Here is an 18,772-nt window from a genome sequence, read left to right on the forward strand (position 1 = left end):
TATCCGTTATACAGGATTAGGGGGAAACAAAAATGGATGCAGCTTTAAAATTAGACAAAGCTGGAGAGCAACAATCACCAAAAAAACATCCACCAGGGTTATACTTGTTGTTCTTTACAGAAGCATGGGAAAGATTTAGTTATTACGGAATGCGTGGCTTATTAGTTCTTTATTTAACAACGAGCTTAGTAAGCGGCGGTTTAGGATTTGATAAAGCAGTTGCAGTTCAAATTTACGGTATTTTCACAATGTTAGTATACTTCACACCGATTATCGGTGGTTGGTTAACTGACCATTTCATTACGAAGCGACATGCCATTACTATTGGTGGTATCATCATGGCACTTGGTAACTTTGTACTATTTTCAATGAACACAAAAACCGGACTATTTTTAGGATTAGGATTATTAGTTATTGGTAATGGATTCTTCAAACCAAATATTTCGACTTTATTAGGTCAATTATATAGCGAAAACGATTCTCGTCGTGATAGTGCCTTCACTATCTTCTACATGGGAATTAACTTAGGGGCTTTTGTTGCTCCATTCATTTGCGGTTATTTCGCAGATTATAAATATGGATTCTTAACAGCTTGTATCGGTATGATCATAGGTCAGATTGCCTTTAACTTATTAGCACCTCGTTACTTAGGATCTATCGGAACAACTGTTGTAGGGAAAAAATCTAAAGAAAAAAATGCAAAAGTAATTGAGAAAAAACCTTTAACAACACAAGAGAAAAAACGCACTGCTGCAATTTTAATTTTAACTTGTTTCGTAGTATTCTTCTGGGCAGGATTTGAGCAAGCTGGTAGTTCTTTAACACTTTACACAGATAAGTTCGTAGATCGTACAATCGGTGGATTTACAATTCCAACACCTTGGTTCCAATCTGTAAACCCACTATTCATTATCTTATTAGCATTACCAGTTTCTGCATTATGGATTAAACTTTCAAAAACAAAAAATGGTGATTTAAAAATCCCAACAAAAATGGCATTAGGTATGATTTTACTAGGAATTGGATATCTAGTTCTAACTTTAGCTGTATTAAAAACTGGTAGCGATGAAAGTAATATTACAATAAAGGCAAACTTACTATTCATTGTATTCACTTACATGTTCCATACAATCGGTGAGTTATTCTTATCACCTATCGGATTATCTATGGTAAGTGCAATCGCTCCTGTTAAATTAGCATCATTATTAATGGGTGTATGGTTAGCTGGTACTGGCTGCGCAAACTTATTAGCAGGACAATTAGCTGCTTTCACTCAATCTTTAGGATATTTAGAAGTATTCGCAAGTATCGGTATTATCGTAATTGTACTGGGATTAGTACTTCTTATGTTCTCTAAGAAAATTGCACATATGATGGAATAACAAAAAGACGCTTCTCAATTGAGAAGCGTCTTTTTTATTATTTCTCCTCTAAAGCTGTCACGTCCACATGAACGCTCTCACCAGGATTAGATACATCATACACTTGAGCACTCCCCTTCTGCTCATCACAGCTCTCAATCCATACTGGTACGCCCTCATATGTAACGTCAATTCTACTTGAAGAAGATAAAATTTGTTTCACACGTTTCACATCCATACTACTGTCCCTCCTTTTGCTTACTACACTCCTTTCTATTTTTTCTTTTCCTTTTAGAATATATTCCGTAAGGCAGCATGTTGATTGGTAGTCATTTCTTCCTCACATGCTAATATTTACTCTCTCGCTACCTTTCTGACAAATAAAAAAAGACGTATATTCCATACGTCTTTTTCCATAATATTCAAATTTTAAGAAAATAATGTTTTTACTACCGCACTTACTTTATCATTATGGATTTGATAATACACTTCTAATCCTCGTCTTTCAAAGCGCACTACTTTATTTTGCTTTAACTTCGTTAAATGTTGTGAAACCGTTGATTGCGGAATTTCTAATACTTCCTGTAGTTGTGTTACATTACATGTTCCTCTTTGCATAAGTTCCATTACTAGACGTAGACGAAGTGGGTGAGCTAACGCTCTTAACATTTGTACATCTTCTTCTGAAATACGACATTCGAATTGATTTTGGCTCATAAAGTTCCCCTCATTTTCGTTTTTATTTGCGTTTTTATGTTCTTTTTATTTATTTATATATCTGTTCTTATATTTCCTGTTACGACATAACTTTATCAACCTATAAAGCCGAAAAATTTTTCCATCTTTATCAGCAAAAATTCAGGAAAAAATCCTTGCTGATTTTGAATATTATACTATATGATATAACGAAAAAGCAAAATAATGGCCTACGAATACTTTGCTTGCAAACGTTGTTTTATCAAGCTTTTTGTTATATTTTCACCTCATTGAAACGCACAGTAACGGTATTGTAAAATACCGTCTATAATTGATAACCTATCGTAATGTAGTTGAACTATAATTAACCTCTTTGTTACGCTAAAAGGAATTTTCAGTAAAAAGAGATGATGTGATATTAAAAATTTGTTTCTAATTTTTTATTCGTATTGCAAGCGGTTGGACTGTTGTGCAAAACTTCCTATTTAAATCCACTCACCAATCCTCCCTCACACTAGATCAAATAGGACAGATCAGTTCATATATCAAACTTTATACTCGATATAAAAGATGGCATCTAATATACACTTATAGGAAACATGCCAGCTGAATAAGCAAAATAATATGCAAATAGTTTATACAGCACACTTAAATTCATTTGAGTGTGTTTTTTGTCTACTTTATGAACAAAGCTTTTCTTTTAACACTATTATGGAATAATTATACTTTTTTACGTTGACAATAGTGTTGAAGGAGAATATACTAAGCATGTAAGTTGATTGTGAATAGTTTCACAAATAATGTGAATTTCTTCACATATAATAGATAGGAGTTGTCATTATTATGAGTACTTGGACACAAATTTATGACCCATTAAACAATATTTGGTTATCTGCACTAATCGCAGCACTTCCAATCTTTTGTTTCATCATTTGTTTAATGGGATTCAAAATGAAAAGTTACATGGCTGGTCTTTATAGTGTGATTGTCGCTATTATCCTTGCAATATTTGTTTATAAAATGCCAGCAACAGTAGCTGTAGCATCTGCTGGATTCGGTGTTTTATCTGGATTTTATCCAATTTGTACTATCGTTATCGCCGCAATTTTCCTTTACAAATTAACTGTTAAAACAGAGCAATTCAATATTATTCGCGATAGTATTTCAAGCATTACAAATGATCAACGTTTACAAGTATTATTAATCGCTTATTCTTTCGGTGCTTTCTTAGAAGGTGCAGCTGGTCTAGGGGTTCCAGTTGCTATTACAGCCGCACTACTTGTAGGTATGGGCTTTAATCCATTAAAAGCAGCAGGTATTTGTTTAGTAGCTAATATTGCTGGTGGTGCTATGGGTGCTATGGGTATTCCAGTTACAGTGCCAGCACAATTAACTCAACTTGACGCATTAACTATTGGTCGTCAAACTGTTCTTATTTTACCTTTCATTAGTATTATTTTACCTTTCTTACTTGTTTCAATGGTCGATGGAATTAAAGGTATTAAAGAAACTTGGCAAGGTATTCTTGTAAGTGGTGTTTCTTTCGCTATTACTCAATTCGCTGTGACTTACTTCTTAGGTGCAGAACTTACTAATATTTTCGCAGCAGTTGTAAGTATGATTGCTCTTGCATTATTCTTACGTGTTTGGCAACCAAAATCTTCTACTAAAGAAGAAAAACAAGAAACTAAAGTATCACATACATTCAATCAAATTTTATACGCTTGGTCTCCATTCGTATTCTTAACTGCATTTGTAACAATCTTTAACTTAAAACCGATTAAAGCTTTATTTGCTCCAGATGGTGCGTTAGCAAACTTAGTATTTAACATTCAGTTCCCTGGTCTTCATAATGCTGTTATGAAAACTACACCAATTACAAAAGCTGATACACCTTTCGCAGCTGTTTTCAAATTTGATGTATTCTCTTCTACAACTACTGCGATTGTACTAGCAATTATCGTTTCACTTATCGTTTACCGCGTAAAAGGTAAAATGGTTAAAGAATTAATGATTGAAACAATGAAAGAATTAAAAGCTCCAGTATATACAATTTGTAGCGTTATCGCTTTAGCTTACGTAGAAAACTACTCTGGTATGTCATCTACACTTGGACTTGCATTCTCTTCTACTGGTAATGCATTCCCAGTTCTTTCTCCAATCTTAGGATGGATTGGCGTATTCATTACAGGTTCAGTAGTTTCAAGTGGTTCTTTATTCGCACCACTTCAAGCAGTAACAGCAGACCAGTTAAACATCGTTCCTTCTACACTCGTTGCCTTAAACGTAGTAGGTGGTACAATGGCAAAAATGGTTTCACCACAATCTGTAGCAGTTGCTTGTGCCGCAGTTGGACTAGTTGGTAAAGAATCTGCTCTATTTAAAACAGCAATGAAATACAGTTTAATCTTCTTAGCTGTTATTAGCTTACTTCAATTAAACGCTGTATTTAATATCTTTTAAAAATAAAACACCGATCCAAGTGGATCGGTGTTTTTCACATTACATTTTTTTATTTTTTAATAAAGAAGCTCCAGCAATTTCAGGGTGAGTCATTTCGAATGGATCTAAAATAATATCCAATTCCTCTTCTGTCAGTACACCATGTTCTAAACATAACTCCCTAACAGATTTCCCTGTTTCAATTGCTTCACGTGCAATACGAGATGCTACTTCATAACCAATATGAGGATTAACTGCTGTAATAATTCCAACACTTTTCTCAACATATTGCTTCAGCAATTCTTCATTTGCCGTAATTCCTTCAATACAATATTCACGGAATACACGGAATCCATTATTCATAATACTAATAGATTGAATTAAATTAAATACAAGCACAGGCTCCATTACGTTTAACTCTAATTGTCCTGCTTCTGATGCTAAGCAAATTGTATGATCGTTTCCGATTACTTGGAATGCGACTTGGTTAATCACTTCTGCCATAACTGGATTTACTTTACCTGGCATAATCGATGAACCTGGCTGACGTGCTGGCAATTGAATTTCAGCTAACCCAACACGTGGTCCAGACGCCATAATACGAAGATCGTTTGCAATTTTAGACATGTTCATCATACATACTTTAAGTGCTGCAGATACTTCTGTGTATGCATCTGTATTTTGCGTTGCATCAACTAAATGCTCTGCACCAACAAGTGGGAATCCACTAAACGTTCTTAAATGTTTTACCACTTGTTCAATATACATAGGATTTGCATTCAATCCTGTACCAACAGCTGTCGCCCCCATATTCACTTCATATAAATGCTGACGAGACTGTTTAATTCTTTTTATATCACGCGCAAGCACTCGGCTATACGCTTCAAATTCTTGTCCAAGGCGAATTGGAACTGCATCTTGTAAATGTGTGCGTCCCATTTTAATAACGTGATCAAACTCTTTTGCTTTTTTACGAAAAGCAGAATGAAGTTCTTCCATTGTAATAAGAAGCTTTTCTAACATCATAAGAGTTGCAATATGAATCCCTGTTGGAAACGCATCGTTCGTTGATTGGGCCATGTTCACATGAGTGTTTGGGCTAATTTTCGCATACGCCCCTTTTTCATATCCCATACGTTCTAACGCTCTATTCGCAATTACTTCATTTGTATTCATATTAATAGAAGTTCCGGCTCCGCCTTGAATAGGATCCACGATAAATTGATCATGAAACTTTCCATCAACAATTTCTTGCGCTGCTTCTGCAATTTCATGTCCAATGTCTTTAGCTAAGTAACCAGTATCTATATTCGCAAGCGCCGCCGCTTTTTTCACAATTGCCATTGCTGTAATGAGTGATGGATGAATGCGATATCCTGTAATTGGGAAGTTTTCTACGGCACGTAATGTTTGTACACCATAATAAGCTGCACTTGGTACTTCTTTTTCACCTAAAAAATCTTTTTCTATACGTATATCCTTCGTTGCTATCATTTTTATCACCTATACTTTTTCATTCTAAATCCTTATCCAAAAAATCCGCCCTCTAAAAACACGAGTATCATTCAGAAGAATTTTTCAGTATCCACCTTCACTATATAGCACCTTTTTTGAAAGCGCAAACATTTATTTTTCTGTATATCCTTTTTATTAAAGTTTATAGAAAATCATTCTTCTACTTTCCTTATTTCCACTCGTTTAATTTGATGCATATCCTTTTCAAGGACTTTAAAATAAAAACCGTGTTTCTCAATAATATCTCCTTCAGCAACGATTTGTTTTTGTACCATAATCCAGCCACCAATTGTATCTACATCATCAGCAATTAAATGTATGCCAAGCAAATCATTTACTTCACTAATAAGCACTTTTCCTTCTACGATTTTATAACCTTCACTTATATGCTCTATAGGGGGATTCTCATCTTCATCGTATTCATCTCGAATTTCTCCAACAATTTCTTCTAAAATATCTTCTAGTGTAACAATCCCAGCTGTACCACCATATTCATCATACAATACAGCTAATGGAATGTGTTTTCTTTGCATTTGTAATAGTAAATCATGAATTGGAATATTTTCTAGCACTTCAATAACTGGCCTTGTATATGGCATAATTGAGCACTCCTCATCCCGATTACCATCCATATAACGAATAAATAAATCTTTTACATTAACCATCCCAATAATTTCATCTTTATCTTCACCAAATACAGGATATCTCGTGTACTTTTCTTGCGCGATTACTTTAATATGTGTTTCAAATGGTTCGTCCTCATATAAGCCTACAACTTCCGTACGAGGTACCATAATTTCTTTTGCTACTCTATTATCAAATTCAAAAATATTATTTACATATTTAAATTCCCTTTGGTTAATCTCTCCGCTCTCATAGCTCTCAGATAAGATTAACCTTAATTCTTCTTCTGAATGAGCTACTTCATGTTCAGAAGCTGGATGTAATCCGAATAAACCAGTTACAACCCTCGCTGAACCATTCAAAGCCCAAATAAACGGATACATAACTCGGTAAAAATAAATAAGTGGTTTCGATAACAATAAGCTAACTTGTTCTGCTTTTTGTATAGCAAATGTCTTTGGAGCAAGTTCCCCAATGACAACATGTAAAAATGTAATTACTGCAAAGGCAATAATAAATGAAACTGTACTGGAAATTGCAGGTGAGAATTTTAATTTTAAAAACAACGGCTCGAGTAAATGTTTAATGGTTGGTTCCCCTAACCACCCAAGCCCTAAAGCAGTAATTGTAATACCTAGCTGACAGGCCGATAAATATTCATCTAAATTTGAAGTTACCTTTTTAGCTGCCAGTGCACCTCGTCTTTTTTCGCTAACGAGTTGATCAATACGACTGCTACGTACCTTAATAATTGCAAATTCAACAGCCACAAAAAATGCTGTTAACCCAATAAGAATGACTACCATCAATAATTTTAAAATATCCACATATGCTCTTTAGCTTTCTTAGCTAAAGTTACACCTCCTTTTAAAAAGAAGTTTCACTTTAGTTTCTTCAATTATTGGACAGCAACTCTATATAAAATCCACCAATTTTCAAACCTCATACAATTCTAAAGGTAAAGCATCAGGGTCTTGGAAAAAGACGAATTTCTTCCCCGTTATTTCATCAATACGGATCGGTTCCGTCTCAACACCACATTGGTTTAAATGCTTCACAGCTTCTTCTATATTTGTAACAGCAAATGCTAAATGTCTAAGACCGGCTGCTTCTGGAAAACTTTTGCGCTCAGGCGGATTTGGAAATGAAAATAATTCGATTTGATACTCTTCTCCTACACATAAATCTAATTTATAAGAATCTCGTTCCTTTCTATATACTTCATTTATCTCTTTAAACCCTAATATCCTAGTATAAAAATCCTTTGACATCTCATAATTCGAACAAATAATTGCAACGTGATGCACTCTACATATATTCATGCTCTCTCTATTCCTTTCTTTACCAAAGATGCATATTCTCACTTGAAATGAAAAACATATATAGCAGAATATCTCTTTTAGGGGGCTTACCATGAAATTCATTACTTTTTTCGTCGGACTAATTGTTGTTTTCTTGCTCGCTTATATTGCTAGCAATAATAAGAAGCATATTAAATTTAAACCAATTTTTATCATGCTTATTATACAGTTAATTTTAACCTATTTACTATTAAATACAGAAATCGGCCTCATACTTATTAGAATCATTTCCAGTTTGTTTACCAAGCTACTCGAGTATGCTGCTGATGGAATAAATTTCGTATTTGGTGGTCTTGCAAATAAAGGTGAAATGCCATTTTTCCTTACTGTATTATTACCAATCGTCTTTATTTCTGTTTTAATTGGTATATTACAACATTTCAAAATACTACCATTTTTTATTCGTTGGATCGGGTACTTTCTTAGTAAAATAAATGGTCTTGGTAAATTAGAATCTTACAACGCTATCGCCTCTGCCATTGTCGGCCAATCAGAAGTTTTTATTACAGTGAAAAAACAATTAGCTCAAATTCCAAAACACCGTCTTTATACACTTTGTGCCTCTGCTATGTCAACCGTATCTATGTCTATCGTAGGTGCCTATATGACAATGATTGAACCTAAATATGTAGTAACTGCACTCGTTCTCAATTTATTTAGCGGTTTTATTATCATACTCATCATTAACCCTTACGACGTTAAAGATGACGAAGATATTTTAGAAATCAAAGGTGAAAAACAAAGCTTTTTTGAAATGCTTGGAGAATACATTCTTGATGGTTTTCGTGTAGCCATTGTTGTCGGCGCTATGCTCATCGGATTCGTCGCATTAATTAGTTGTATTAATGACCTGTTCCTCATTATATTCGGTATTACGTTCCAACAATTAATCGGCTATGTATTTGCACCTATCGCATTTCTTATCGGTGTACCCAGTTCTGAAATTGTCGCGGCTGGCAGCATTATGGCAACGAAGCTTGTAACGAATGAATTTGTCGCAATGATGGACCTTAGTAAAATTTCTAATAGCCTTTCTCCCCGTACAGTTGGTATTATTTCTGTTTTCCTTGTATCTTTTGCCAATTTTTCTTCCATTGGTATTATTTCAGGTGCGGTAAAAGGACTAAACGAAGAACAAGGAAACGTTGTTGCGAGGTTTGGCCTTAAATTACTATATGGAGCTACTCTCGTTAGTATTTTATCTGCAATTATCGTAAGCATTATGTTGTAATTAGGTAAAATTTTATCATTTTCTTATCCCTATCTTTTGTATACAATAACGAATAGGTGTCTTATAAATAATCAAGACATCTATTTTTTATACATGTACAATCGCTTTTATTTAGCGTAAAATATTTTTTATGTGTTTGAATACACTTCTAAATGTATACACTTTGATAGTTTTAAAGGAGAAAAAATGATGAAATCCGACACGAACAACAATACGCGAGCCAAAAAAGGACGCTCAAAGAAAAAACGCCTACTTTGGTTCCTTCTTATTCCATTACTAATTGTAGCACTTGGAGCAGGAGGCTACTCCTTCCATATATACAGTAAAGCAAAGTCCGTCTTAAATAACGCTTATGCTGAACTAGGTCGAGGAGATAAGTCCAGTAAACGTGAAAAAGCTGTTAAACCTATGACCGACAATATTTCCGTACTAATTATGGGTGTTGATGAAAGTGATATTAGGGAAAAAGGTTATGGAAAAGCAACTCGAACAGATGCGTTATTACTTGCAACAATTAATAAAAACGATAAATCCGTTAAACTTGTAAGCATTCCACGTGACTCACGCGTCTACATTAAATCACGTGATAAATACGATAAAATCACACATGCGCACGTATTCGGTGGTGTAGACAGCACAATTGATACGGTAGAGAACTTTTTAGATGTTCCAGTTGACTACTATGTAAAATTCAATTTTAAATCCTTTATTAAAATTGTTGATTCTCTTGGTGGTATTACTGTAGACGTTCCAGTTGAGTTCACAGAGCAAAATAGTAAAGATGAAGCAGATGCCATTCATCTAAAAAAAGGACGTCAACATTTAAATGGAGAAGAGGCACTGGCACTAGCTAGAACTCGTCATATCGATAGTGATTATATGCGTGGTCAACGTCAACAGCTTGTATTAGAGGCCATTGCTGAAAAGGCACTATCTCTTAATTCCATTAATAAAATCGGTGGCCTACTAGACGCTGTCGATAAAGATTTAAAAACTAATTTAACTTTTGATGATATGATGACAATTACAAAAAATTCAATGGATTCAAATTTAAAAATGGAAAAAATGCAAGTAGAGGGTACAGATAAATATATAGGTGGTATTTATTATTACGTTCCAAATGAAAAAAGCGTCGATACTATTTCAACTACCCTTCAAAAACATCTCGGTGTTACGAATAAAAATGAACATAAAAAATTATAATAAAAAGGCTGCTAGATCTTTCTAGACAGCCTTTTTATTATATTTTTCAACATATTTTTCATACACATTGTGACAAGAAGTGACAATTATTACAGCGGTGTAACATTTTTTATGAAAACATTACACACACAGTGAAAATAATAGTATACTAGTACGTACATAATGTTATTTTCATCATTTTTATACAAAAAATGTAATACATATATTTATACATAAATTTCTGGGGGGAAATAAATGAAGCTAAGTAAAATACTGATTGGTTCTGCAATTGCTGGGGGCATATTACTTTGTGTAGGCGGTGTTGGGGGATATCAATATGTATCCAAATTAAATAATCAATTAGATACTACTGCATTACCAAATACTACATTTGAAGGTATTTCTCTCGACGGAAAAAATAAGAAGGATATTCAAGCAATTATTAATCAAAAGGTAACTGAGTTAGATCAAAAATCCCTTACCTACATATTCCAAAACGATAAACAAACTTACACATGGAAAGATTTAGGAATAAATTATAAAGAGAAAGATATTATTGACAAAATCTTCAAAGAACAAGAAGGAAACGTAATGAATCGTTACAAAATGCGTAAGCAAGCTGAAAACGGTGAATTAAAACGTGACTATAAATTAACACCACAATTAAATGCAACAGCTTATGAAACCTTTATAAAAGATAAATATAATGAAACATTAAAAAATCCTGTTAACGCAGAATTAAGTATTGAAGGCTCAACAGTAAATATTAGTCAAAGCCAAAACGGAGAAAAAATTGATAAAGGGAAACTAAGCGGTTTAACAAATGAAGCTATTACTACTGGTAAATCAGATGTTACATTACCAGTTACATTCATAAAACCAGAACGTTCTACAGAAGACATACAGAAAATGGGTATTAAAGAAGTCATTGCTGAATATTCTACTCCAATGGCTGGCCGTAACGGAAATCAATCATTTAACGTAAATAAGTCAGCTAATACTTTAAGTGGGGTTATTGTCGCACCTGATGAAACATTTAGTTTTAACGGTCGCGTTGGCGTAACTGATGCTGCACATGGTTATAAATCTGCAGCAGTATATTCACAAGGTAAAGTAATACAAAGTGCAGGCGGAGGAGTTTGCCAAGTCAGTAGTACATTATACAGTGCAGCTTTAAGGGCAGATTTAGGCATTGTTTCTCGAAGCAATCATTCTATGCCAGTAAATTATTTACCACTTGGGCAAGATGCAGCAGTAGCAGATTATGGTCCAGATTTAAAATTTAAAAATAATACAGGCAATCATATTTATATTCAAGCATTTTCAAATGGAGGTAGTATTACTACACGCATTTTCGGTACAAATACTGGTAAAAATGTTGAAGTTTCTTCTCAAGTAATTAGTAGAACTAGTGATAAAATCACCGCGGTTACGTATAAAAAAGTAACACAAAACGGGGAAGTAATATCAAATGGACAAATTTCAAAAAGCGTATATAAAAGCGCTCCAAAAGAATAGGTAATATCAACCGAATAACATAAAGAAAAAGGCGTGATTTAATCACGCCTTTTTCTTTTGCAGTAATAGTAAAAAAGTTTCAAGATGGTCTTTCGTTTCTTCTAAAGACCACATACGATTTCCTTGCTTCGCAGCTAATACACACGCCTCTTCCCACGCGTTCTTTTTCTTCATATTTATTAATTCATCACGTAATTTCAAAACAATTTCTTCATCTTCTTGTTCAATAAACTCTTCCATCACGCTTACTATTTCATCCTCATGAATACTTAACGTACAGTACGATTTAAGAAAGTATTGTAATGTCGTATACATAATGTACTCCCCCTTCTTATTTATCAGATGGATAAGAAGTAATAATCTTAAACCCTAATTCTCCTGACTTATCTCTTGCTAAAACAGTAACAGTTTTTACTAACTTGTCTTTTACACTCATATTTTTCTTTATTACCGTTTTTCCAACAGGAAATGAATGAGTTGTATTTAATACGAGACGAGCCTCTTTAGAATTTTTTAACCAATCTTGAATTTCCTTGTCATGTTGCTTCAAGCTATCTTTTACAGCTTTCGTCGCTGTTTCTTTATCATAGTATGTACTTGCGGCTGACACTTTATCTGTCTTCAAGCGATTCTTCAAATCCTCTTCTGACTTGCCTACATGTCTTTCAATCGTATGACCATTTTTAGGTGGTCCTTCCATTTCATCTAAAATATTATCACTAATTTTTTCTACCGATGTAGCTTGATTCCCTGTCTGTTTCTCTGTTTTTTGTTCTTTTCCTGCACATCCGCTTAAGATCAGCATTAATGCCAATAAACTACTGAAGAAAAGACTACTTATTCGTTTCATCATATCACCTCTTCCATGATTATTATCGCAACTTCACTAAAAGTCAATTTCACAACGAAAAAATCTATCAGTTTTCATTTTTTTATCTATTTTTCCATATTTACTCCAGCAAATTCATCAACCCTCTATTTTTCGCCTTTTATAATATATACCCCCTATATTTTTCGTTTATTTCCCAGATAAAATCACCGATAACATAACTATAAAACTCTTTTATACAAAGGTTTTTATAGTATTTTTAAAAATATTTTAAAATACCCCTATTTTTACATACCCAATACCCATATAAGGTATAAAACACCCTTCTTATCAACGTTTTTCTACATTATGTAAATTTCCCCTTGCCTATACAAACGAAATGTGGTGTAATGCAAAAAAAGATAAAGGATTTTAAACAATGGCTGAAACGATTCAAAATTTCTTAACAGAATACTATTCAATCGCAATTCCACTTAGTATCTTAATTAACATCATCATTAGTCTTTTAGGTTTTATCCCTAGTATTTTTTTAACCGCCATTAATATACAGCTCTTTGGCGTAACAAATGGTACTGTTATTTCGATCGTAGGCGAAGCATTAGGGGCTATTATCTCGTTTTATATTTACCGCATGGGCCTTCAAAAGTTCACTCACGATAAAGTAAATAAATACCCAAAGGTAGAGCGTCTTCTTTATGTAGAAGGTAGAGAGGCCTTTCTACTCGTTCTATCGTTTCGCTTGATACCTTTCATCCCATCAAGTATCGTGACTTTATTTGCGGCTCTAGGTAAGATGTCATTACTCTCCTTCAGTATTGCCAGCACAATAGGGAAAATACCGGCATTGTTAATCGAAGTATATTCTGCCTATCATGTCATCAACGGAACAAATGAAGCAAAGTGGATTGTGACAATTGCAGGTTGTATCGGATTATATTATTTGTGGAAAAAATGGAGAAAAAAATAAAGAAGGAGCATAGGCTCCTTCTTTATTTTTGAGGTATTTTATTAATAGCTATCCTTTAAATCCTTAGTTAATACCAACAGCACTAAATGATTGCTTAACTGCTGCTACTTCCGCAGAAGTCGCACCATATAAATCAGCTGCAGCTTGTACTGCACCAGCACGAGCTTGGCTAAATGTAGTAGATTGCGTGAAATATTGTGTGTTTGCACGGTAATAAATTGCACCTAACTTATCTTTACCAATGCCCGTTACAGTTACACCCGAATGCGTACCACCATTTGCTAATAAATAAGCTTGTTTGTTAATGATACCACTGTTTGTATGAACCCCACCGTTATCACTAGTACCAGTGTAACGCTTAGAATAATGGTCTGGATCACCGTATTTCGCTGGATCACTCATAGAGCGAAGCGCATCTCCTGCTTTACCAGGCGTATAAATATCTTCACCAATCTCCCAATCCGGGTTACGGTTATCATAGAATTCTACTAAAGTACCAAAAATATCAGAAATTGCTTCATTTAGCGCTCCTGATTCATTTTGATAAATTAAGTCCGAGCTATTTTCAGTAACAGCATGCGTTAATTCGTGACCAATTACATCAATTCCACCAGATAATGAAGTGAATGTTACACCATCACCATCTCCGTATACCATTTGTGAGCCATTCCAGAATGCATTATTATACTTACTTCCGTAATGAACTGTCGATTTTAACGGAGCTCCTGCATCATTAATAGAGTTTCTGTTAAATGTAGCTTTATAATAATCATATGTTCTACCTGCATAGTAATGAGCATCTACTGCTGCTGCATCATACGCTGCATTGAAAACATTATCTGCATCTACCCATAAAGTTCCTGGCAATGTAGTACGATTTTTCGCATCATATGTGAAAATTGTTGCCCCGCGCGTATTATCTTGTAAGTAGTAAGATGAACCAGATAACGTTGTATTAAGTGATTTCGTATCTCCTAATACACCTTTACCAGTTCCTACTTTATTTGTTCCTGTTACAGGTTTTACTACTGCTTTCGCATCCTGTTTAGGAGCCTCTTGCTTAACTGGTGATTTATCTTCATTTGTTACATGATCCAATTTATTATATTTATTTAATACTTTACCGCTGTCTGCTTCAATGAAATAGTAGTAGTTTCCTGGACTTGGATCTAAGAAGTTTAGATTTACAACGTATGCATATGTTGTTTCTTCACCATTTTGATATACATATAAGTCCGCTTTTGGTTCTACCTCATATTTCGGTGTTACCCCTAAATCTTGTTGCGCGATTTCAATCGCTTTTGCGCCTTCAATCTTATTTTTATTTTTCAACTTTTCCTTCTTGTCTAAATCAGGTGCAACTGTTCCAGACAATACTTTTAAAGAACCGTCTTTACTTACGTGAGCTACTTGAGTAGAACCCCATACAGGTACTCCTTCGTAAACTTGTTGCATACGTACTACTGTTGAATCAGTTACAGCATCTTTCTTCACTTGTTTCACTTTGAAAGAATCTTGCGCACTCTTTTCCCCTAGCTTGTAATCACCTTTTGCTGCATTTAAGTAATCAAACACAACAGATTCCGCTTTCTTACCAGTCGCTCCAGTTAGATCACCAGAAATAAACTCAGGTGACTGTACTGTCTCATTGTACTTCTTCGTAGAGAGTACATTTTTAGAATCCGCAAATGCAGAGCCTGTCCCTCCAAATGTTGTAACTGCCATTCCTGTCGCTAACACTAACGCTAAACTTTTCTTTTTCATGAACCTTCCCCCTAATAAAAAATTTTTTTGAAAAAGAGTAGTTTTATATTAGCATTATGTTTCCACTATTAATATACTAAAAATTCAAATAATTATTTTCTCAAGTTTTGTAGAATTTTGAGGAACAAATATTGAAAAAACCCTTTCCGGTTGGAAAGGGTTTTCTGTTAAGAATTTATTAATTCTACTACTTTTTCGCCTTGACCATAAATATCCGATGTCCAAGCATATTGCGGTTCCAATACCACTAATACAGCTACCAAAGCCAAAGCACCAATAATTATTTTTTTCATATTATTTTCCTCCCTTTTCTTCTAATAAATTAATTGCTAATTTATAGTAGTTATTACTTTCCTTAAATTCTAGTAATTCCTCGTGATATCCTGCTAGTTCTAAATACACCATTTTTAATTCCTTTTTATTTTCTTCGCCTCTAAAAAATGGGATTGCCTCAACTTCTAAAAATCTTTTATAAACATCTTTCGTTTCAAAGTATTTATTCTTAAGCATTGAAAGTATATATAACATACTTTTATACTTTTCATCCCTCTTGGCAACATCTATTCCTTTATTAATCCAATCTTTCGCTTCTTCAAATTCTTTTAATTCAATACACTGCAAAGCGATCTCATACACTGCATCAATATAATTTAAATCCTCTTCCTTTTTGTACTTTAGGCATTGTAAATAATAATCTTTTGCTTTTGCATAATCTTTTAAGTTATAGTACAAGAAGCCTAAATTATTTAAAGCAATAGCTGTTATACTTTCTTTATCAGCAAAAGAATTTGCTTCCCTCAAAATATTATTATAAATAGATAGTGCTTCATTATATTGCTTTTTTTGTATATAACTCAACGCAATAAGTAACTGGCAATTTATCACATAACGGAATTTATATTCATTCTTAAATCCTTCCATTGCTACATTAGCAAAATGTAAAGTCATATGTTCAACTTCTAATTCATTATAAACAAGAGCCAAATTGAAATATATTCCATTCTCATGATAACCTTGTTCCTTTGCCATTACTTCTGTTCGAGTCAAATACTCCAATGCCTTCTTATATCTATGTTGTAAAAAATAATATAACCCTTTGCTATACGTATATAATAATTTTTGGAATGGTGAATACTTTTTGTACATCTTCTTTAAGCTCTCTAACTCTTTTTCGACAGCAGGAAAATCCCTTTTCATAATTAAATAACGTGTATACAGCAGTTTATAATAATTTATAATTTCAAAATCCAACACATGCTTCATTTCACCTTGCAACTCTTCATATATACGTTCTACTTGTTGCTTGTCTAAATGAACTAGTGCATTTAACCATTCATCTAGCTTTCCCTTCACATCTTCTTCTACATCTCTCAAATCCGTCACAGCAATTTCTAGTCTTGTGCAGAGCAATTGTAGAATTTCTTCTGATGCTTCGATCTTTCCATTTTCGATCTTACTTAAGTATGAGACAGAACAAATGCCCTGACATAATTCTTCTTGTGTCATTTTTTGCTGGAGCCGTTTATAAAAGACTTGTTTGCCTATTTTTTCTAATGTTTGTTGCATTGTCCTCCTCCATTCTCATTACCCCCATTACTCTAATAATACATAAAATTTGGAGAAATATAAATTGATAAATATAAATTTTCTAAAAAATATGCATAATTTCATTTTTTTCTCTCTTGACTTCACATCAATATCTCTTCTTTGCTACGAATGGTGAAAAATTGGTATACTATAACCAAATTATGGAGGTGTTCTCGCGATGACTCATTATAAAGACGATAGTTATGCCTTACATACAGACCTATATCAAATCAACATGGCTTATACATATTGGAAAGATGGTATTCATAATCGCCGTTCTGTTTTTGATTTATATTTTCGAAAGCTTCCATTTGAGAACGGCTACGCTGTTTTTGCTGGCCTTGAGAAAATTGTAGAGTACATAGAAAATTTCAGTTTTACTGAAAGCGATATCGCTTACTTAGCAGAATTACAATTCGAAGAAGAATTCCTTCATTATTTACAAAATATGAAATTCACTGGGACGATTCGCAGTATGCAAGAAGGTGAAGTTGTATTTAATAACGAGCCTTTATTACGTGTTGATGCACCACTTGGTGAAGCACAAATTATTGAGACTGCCCTCTTAAATATTGTGAATTACCAAACATTAATTGCCACAAAAGCAGCACGTATGAAACATGCTGCAAGTAATGATGAGCTTTTAGAGTTCGGCACAAGACGTGCCCATGAGTTCGATGCTGCCCTTTGGGGGACGCGTGCTGCCTTTATTGGTGGTTTCTCCTCTACAAGCAACGTTCGTGCTGGGAAACGCTTTGGGATTCCTGTAGCTGGCACACACGCTCACTCTTTCGTTCAAGCATATCGCGATGAATACGTCGCGTTTAAAAAATACGCTGAAACTCATAAAAAGTGCGTCTTTCTCGTTGATACATATGACACATTGAAATCTGGTGTTCCAAATGCGATTCGTGTTGCAAAAGAATTTGGGGATCGTATTGATTTCTATGGCATACGTCTTGATAGTGGTGATATGGCTTATTTATCGAAAAAGGCACGAAAACTACTAGATGAAGCAGGGTTTACAAATACAAAAATTATCGCTTCTAGCGATTTAGATGAATACACAATTATGCACCTTAAATCTCAAGGAGCAAAAATTGACGTATGGGGCGTTGGAACGAAATTAATTACGTCCTTTGAGCAACCTGCATTGGGGGCTGTTTACAAACTCGTTGCGATTGAAGATACTGACGGAAAATTAAATGATACAATTAAAATTTCATCTAACCCTGAAAAAATTACCACTCCAGGACTGAAACGAATTTATCGTATTATCAATCGGGTTAACGATCATGCAGAAGGCGATTATATTGCGTTAGATTCTGAAGAACCAGGAAAAGAAGAGCGCTTAAAAATGTTCCATCCAGTTCACACATATATAAGTAAATTCGTAACAAACTTTGAAGCCCGTGAACTGCATAAAGACATTTTCGTTAACGGTGAAAGAACATATGAACTACCAAGTATATTAGATATTCAAAAATATAATGAACAGAGCCTCTCTCTATTTTGGGAAGAATATATGCGAACTTTAAACCCTGAAGAATACCCTGTCGATTTAAGCCAAGAGTGCTGGGATCATAAAATGAATTACATTCAAACAGTTCGAGAACAAGTTGAAAAAAACATACAAAAGTAAACAGAGAAGTTTCCCCTTCTCTGTTTTTTCAATACTATATGGATATTTGTAAA

General features: G+C 34.1%; 17 protein-coding genes. 7 read left to right on the plus strand and 10 right to left on the minus strand.

The features are described 5' to 3' along the window. Positions 1-32 precede the first annotated feature (32 nt). Positions 33-1,382: a peptide MFS transporter gene (locus ACTFR3_RS22275; protein ID WP_000338317.1), complete on the plus strand. Its 1,350-nt coding sequence runs from the start codon at positions 33-35 to the stop codon at positions 1,380-1,382. 37 nt (positions 1,383-1,419) lie between these two features. On the opposite strand, the gene ACTFR3_RS22280 is transcribed toward ACTFR3_RS22275, so the two are convergent. Both ACTFR3_RS22280 and ACTFR3_RS22285 read right to left on the minus strand, forming a co-directional pair. Further along, positions 1,420-1,599, minus strand: coding sequence for an acid-soluble spore protein H (locus tag ACTFR3_RS22280; protein ID WP_000382679.1), 180 nt, complete (start codon positions 1,597-1,599; stop codon positions 1,420-1,422). 191 nt (positions 1,600-1,790) lie between these two features. Further along, the gene (locus ACTFR3_RS22285; RefSeq protein ID WP_000081428.1) at positions 1,791-2,078 is read right to left on the minus strand and encodes an ArsR/SmtB family transcription factor; all 288 of its coding nucleotides are present in this window, start codon (positions 2,076-2,078) and stop codon (positions 1,791-1,793) included. Between the two features lie 822 nt (positions 2,079-2,900). On the opposite strand from ACTFR3_RS22285, the gene ACTFR3_RS22290 reads away from it, so the two are divergent. Next, positions 2,901-4,520: an L-lactate permease gene (locus tag ACTFR3_RS22290; RefSeq protein ID WP_000109096.1), complete on the plus strand. Its 1,620-nt coding sequence runs from the start codon at positions 2,901-2,903 to the stop codon at positions 4,518-4,520. Between the two features lie 39 nt (positions 4,521-4,559). On the opposite strand, the gene aspA is transcribed toward ACTFR3_RS22290, so the two are convergent. The 3 genes from aspA to gloA2 all read right to left on the minus strand — a co-directional run bounded on the left by aspA (position 4,560) and on the right by gloA2 (position 7,960). Next, positions 4,560-5,993, minus strand: coding sequence for an aspartate ammonia-lyase (gene aspA, locus ACTFR3_RS22295; RefSeq protein WP_000562128.1), 1,434 nt, complete (start codon positions 5,991-5,993; stop codon positions 4,560-4,562). Positions 5,994-6,166: 173 nt separating this feature from the next. Then, a complete protein-coding gene (locus ACTFR3_RS22300; protein ID WP_000353313.1) occupies positions 6,167-7,465 on the minus strand; it encodes a hemolysin family protein in 1,299 nt (432 codons plus the stop codon). A gap of 108 nt (positions 7,466-7,573) precedes the next feature. Next, the gene (gloA2, locus tag ACTFR3_RS22305; RefSeq protein ID WP_001017671.1) at positions 7,574-7,960 is read right to left on the minus strand and encodes an SMU1112c/YaeR family gloxylase I-like metalloprotein; all 387 of its coding nucleotides are present in this window, start codon (positions 7,958-7,960) and stop codon (positions 7,574-7,576) included. Positions 7,961-8,051: 91 nt separating this feature from the next. On the opposite strand from gloA2, the gene ACTFR3_RS22310 reads away from it, so the two are divergent. The 3 genes from ACTFR3_RS22310 to ACTFR3_RS22320 all read left to right on the plus strand — a co-directional run bounded on the left by ACTFR3_RS22310 (position 8,052) and on the right by ACTFR3_RS22320 (position 11,930). Beyond that, positions 8,052-9,230, plus strand: coding sequence for a NupC/NupG family nucleoside CNT transporter (locus ACTFR3_RS22310; protein ID WP_000668866.1), 1,179 nt, complete (start codon positions 8,052-8,054; stop codon positions 9,228-9,230). A 186-nt stretch (positions 9,231-9,416) separates the two neighbouring features. Continuing rightward, positions 9,417-10,433, plus strand: coding sequence for an LCP family protein (locus ACTFR3_RS22315; protein WP_002163841.1), 1,017 nt, complete (start codon positions 9,417-9,419; stop codon positions 10,431-10,433). Between the two features lie 234 nt (positions 10,434-10,667). Then, positions 10,668-11,930 carry a VanW family protein gene (locus ACTFR3_RS22320; protein ID WP_000777355.1) on the plus strand — a complete coding sequence of 421 codons (1,263 nt, stop codon included), beginning with the start codon at positions 10,668-10,670 and terminating at the stop codon, positions 11,928-11,930. A 42-nt stretch (positions 11,931-11,972) separates the two neighbouring features. On the opposite strand, the gene ACTFR3_RS22325 is transcribed toward ACTFR3_RS22320, so the two are convergent. Continuing rightward, the gene (locus ACTFR3_RS22325) at positions 11,973-12,245 is read right to left on the minus strand and encodes a hypothetical protein (RefSeq protein ID WP_000288803.1); all 273 of its coding nucleotides are present in this window, start codon (positions 12,243-12,245) and stop codon (positions 11,973-11,975) included. Positions 12,246-12,261: 16 nt separating this feature from the next. After that, the gene (locus tag ACTFR3_RS22330) at positions 12,262-12,780 is read right to left on the minus strand and encodes an RNase A-like domain-containing lipoprotein (RefSeq protein WP_000822694.1); all 519 of its coding nucleotides are present in this window, start codon (positions 12,778-12,780) and stop codon (positions 12,262-12,264) included. A 397-nt stretch (positions 12,781-13,177) separates the two neighbouring features. Between ACTFR3_RS22330 and ACTFR3_RS22335 the strand changes: the two genes are divergently transcribed. Beyond that, positions 13,178-13,726: a TVP38/TMEM64 family protein gene (locus ACTFR3_RS22335; RefSeq protein WP_000852224.1), complete on the plus strand. Its 549-nt coding sequence runs from the start codon at positions 13,178-13,180 to the stop codon at positions 13,724-13,726. A gap of 63 nt (positions 13,727-13,789) precedes the next feature. Here ACTFR3_RS22335 and ACTFR3_RS22340 read toward each other — a convergent pair whose 3' ends face one another. From ACTFR3_RS22340 to ACTFR3_RS22350, 3 genes are all read right to left on the minus strand, one after another. Beyond that, a complete protein-coding gene (locus tag ACTFR3_RS22340) occupies positions 13,790-15,490 on the minus strand; it encodes a M4 family metallopeptidase (protein WP_000730383.1) in 1,701 nt (566 codons plus the stop codon). 167 nt (positions 15,491-15,657) lie between these two features. Then, the gene (locus ACTFR3_RS22345; protein ID WP_000720172.1) at positions 15,658-15,783 is read right to left on the minus strand and encodes an NprX family peptide pheromone; all 126 of its coding nucleotides are present in this window, start codon (positions 15,781-15,783) and stop codon (positions 15,658-15,660) included. Between the two features lies 1 nt (position 15,784). After that, positions 15,785-17,056 (minus strand): helix-turn-helix domain-containing protein, encoded by a 1,272-nt coding sequence (locus tag ACTFR3_RS22350; protein ID WP_001187959.1) that lies wholly within the window; start codon positions 17,054-17,056, stop codon positions 15,785-15,787. A gap of 199 nt (positions 17,057-17,255) precedes the next feature. Here ACTFR3_RS22350 and ACTFR3_RS22355 point away from each other — a divergent pair, with 199 nt between their 5' ends. Beyond that, the gene (locus ACTFR3_RS22355; RefSeq protein ID WP_000150184.1) at positions 17,256-18,719 is read left to right on the plus strand and encodes a nicotinate phosphoribosyltransferase; all 1,464 of its coding nucleotides are present in this window, start codon (positions 17,256-17,258) and stop codon (positions 18,717-18,719) included. Positions 18,720-18,772: the final 53 nt, after the last annotated feature.

Source organism: Bacillus cereus group sp. MYBK14-1 (assembly GCF_051916885.1).
Classification (GTDB): domain Bacteria; phylum Bacillota; class Bacilli; order Bacillales; family Bacillaceae_G; genus Bacillus_A; species Bacillus_A cereus.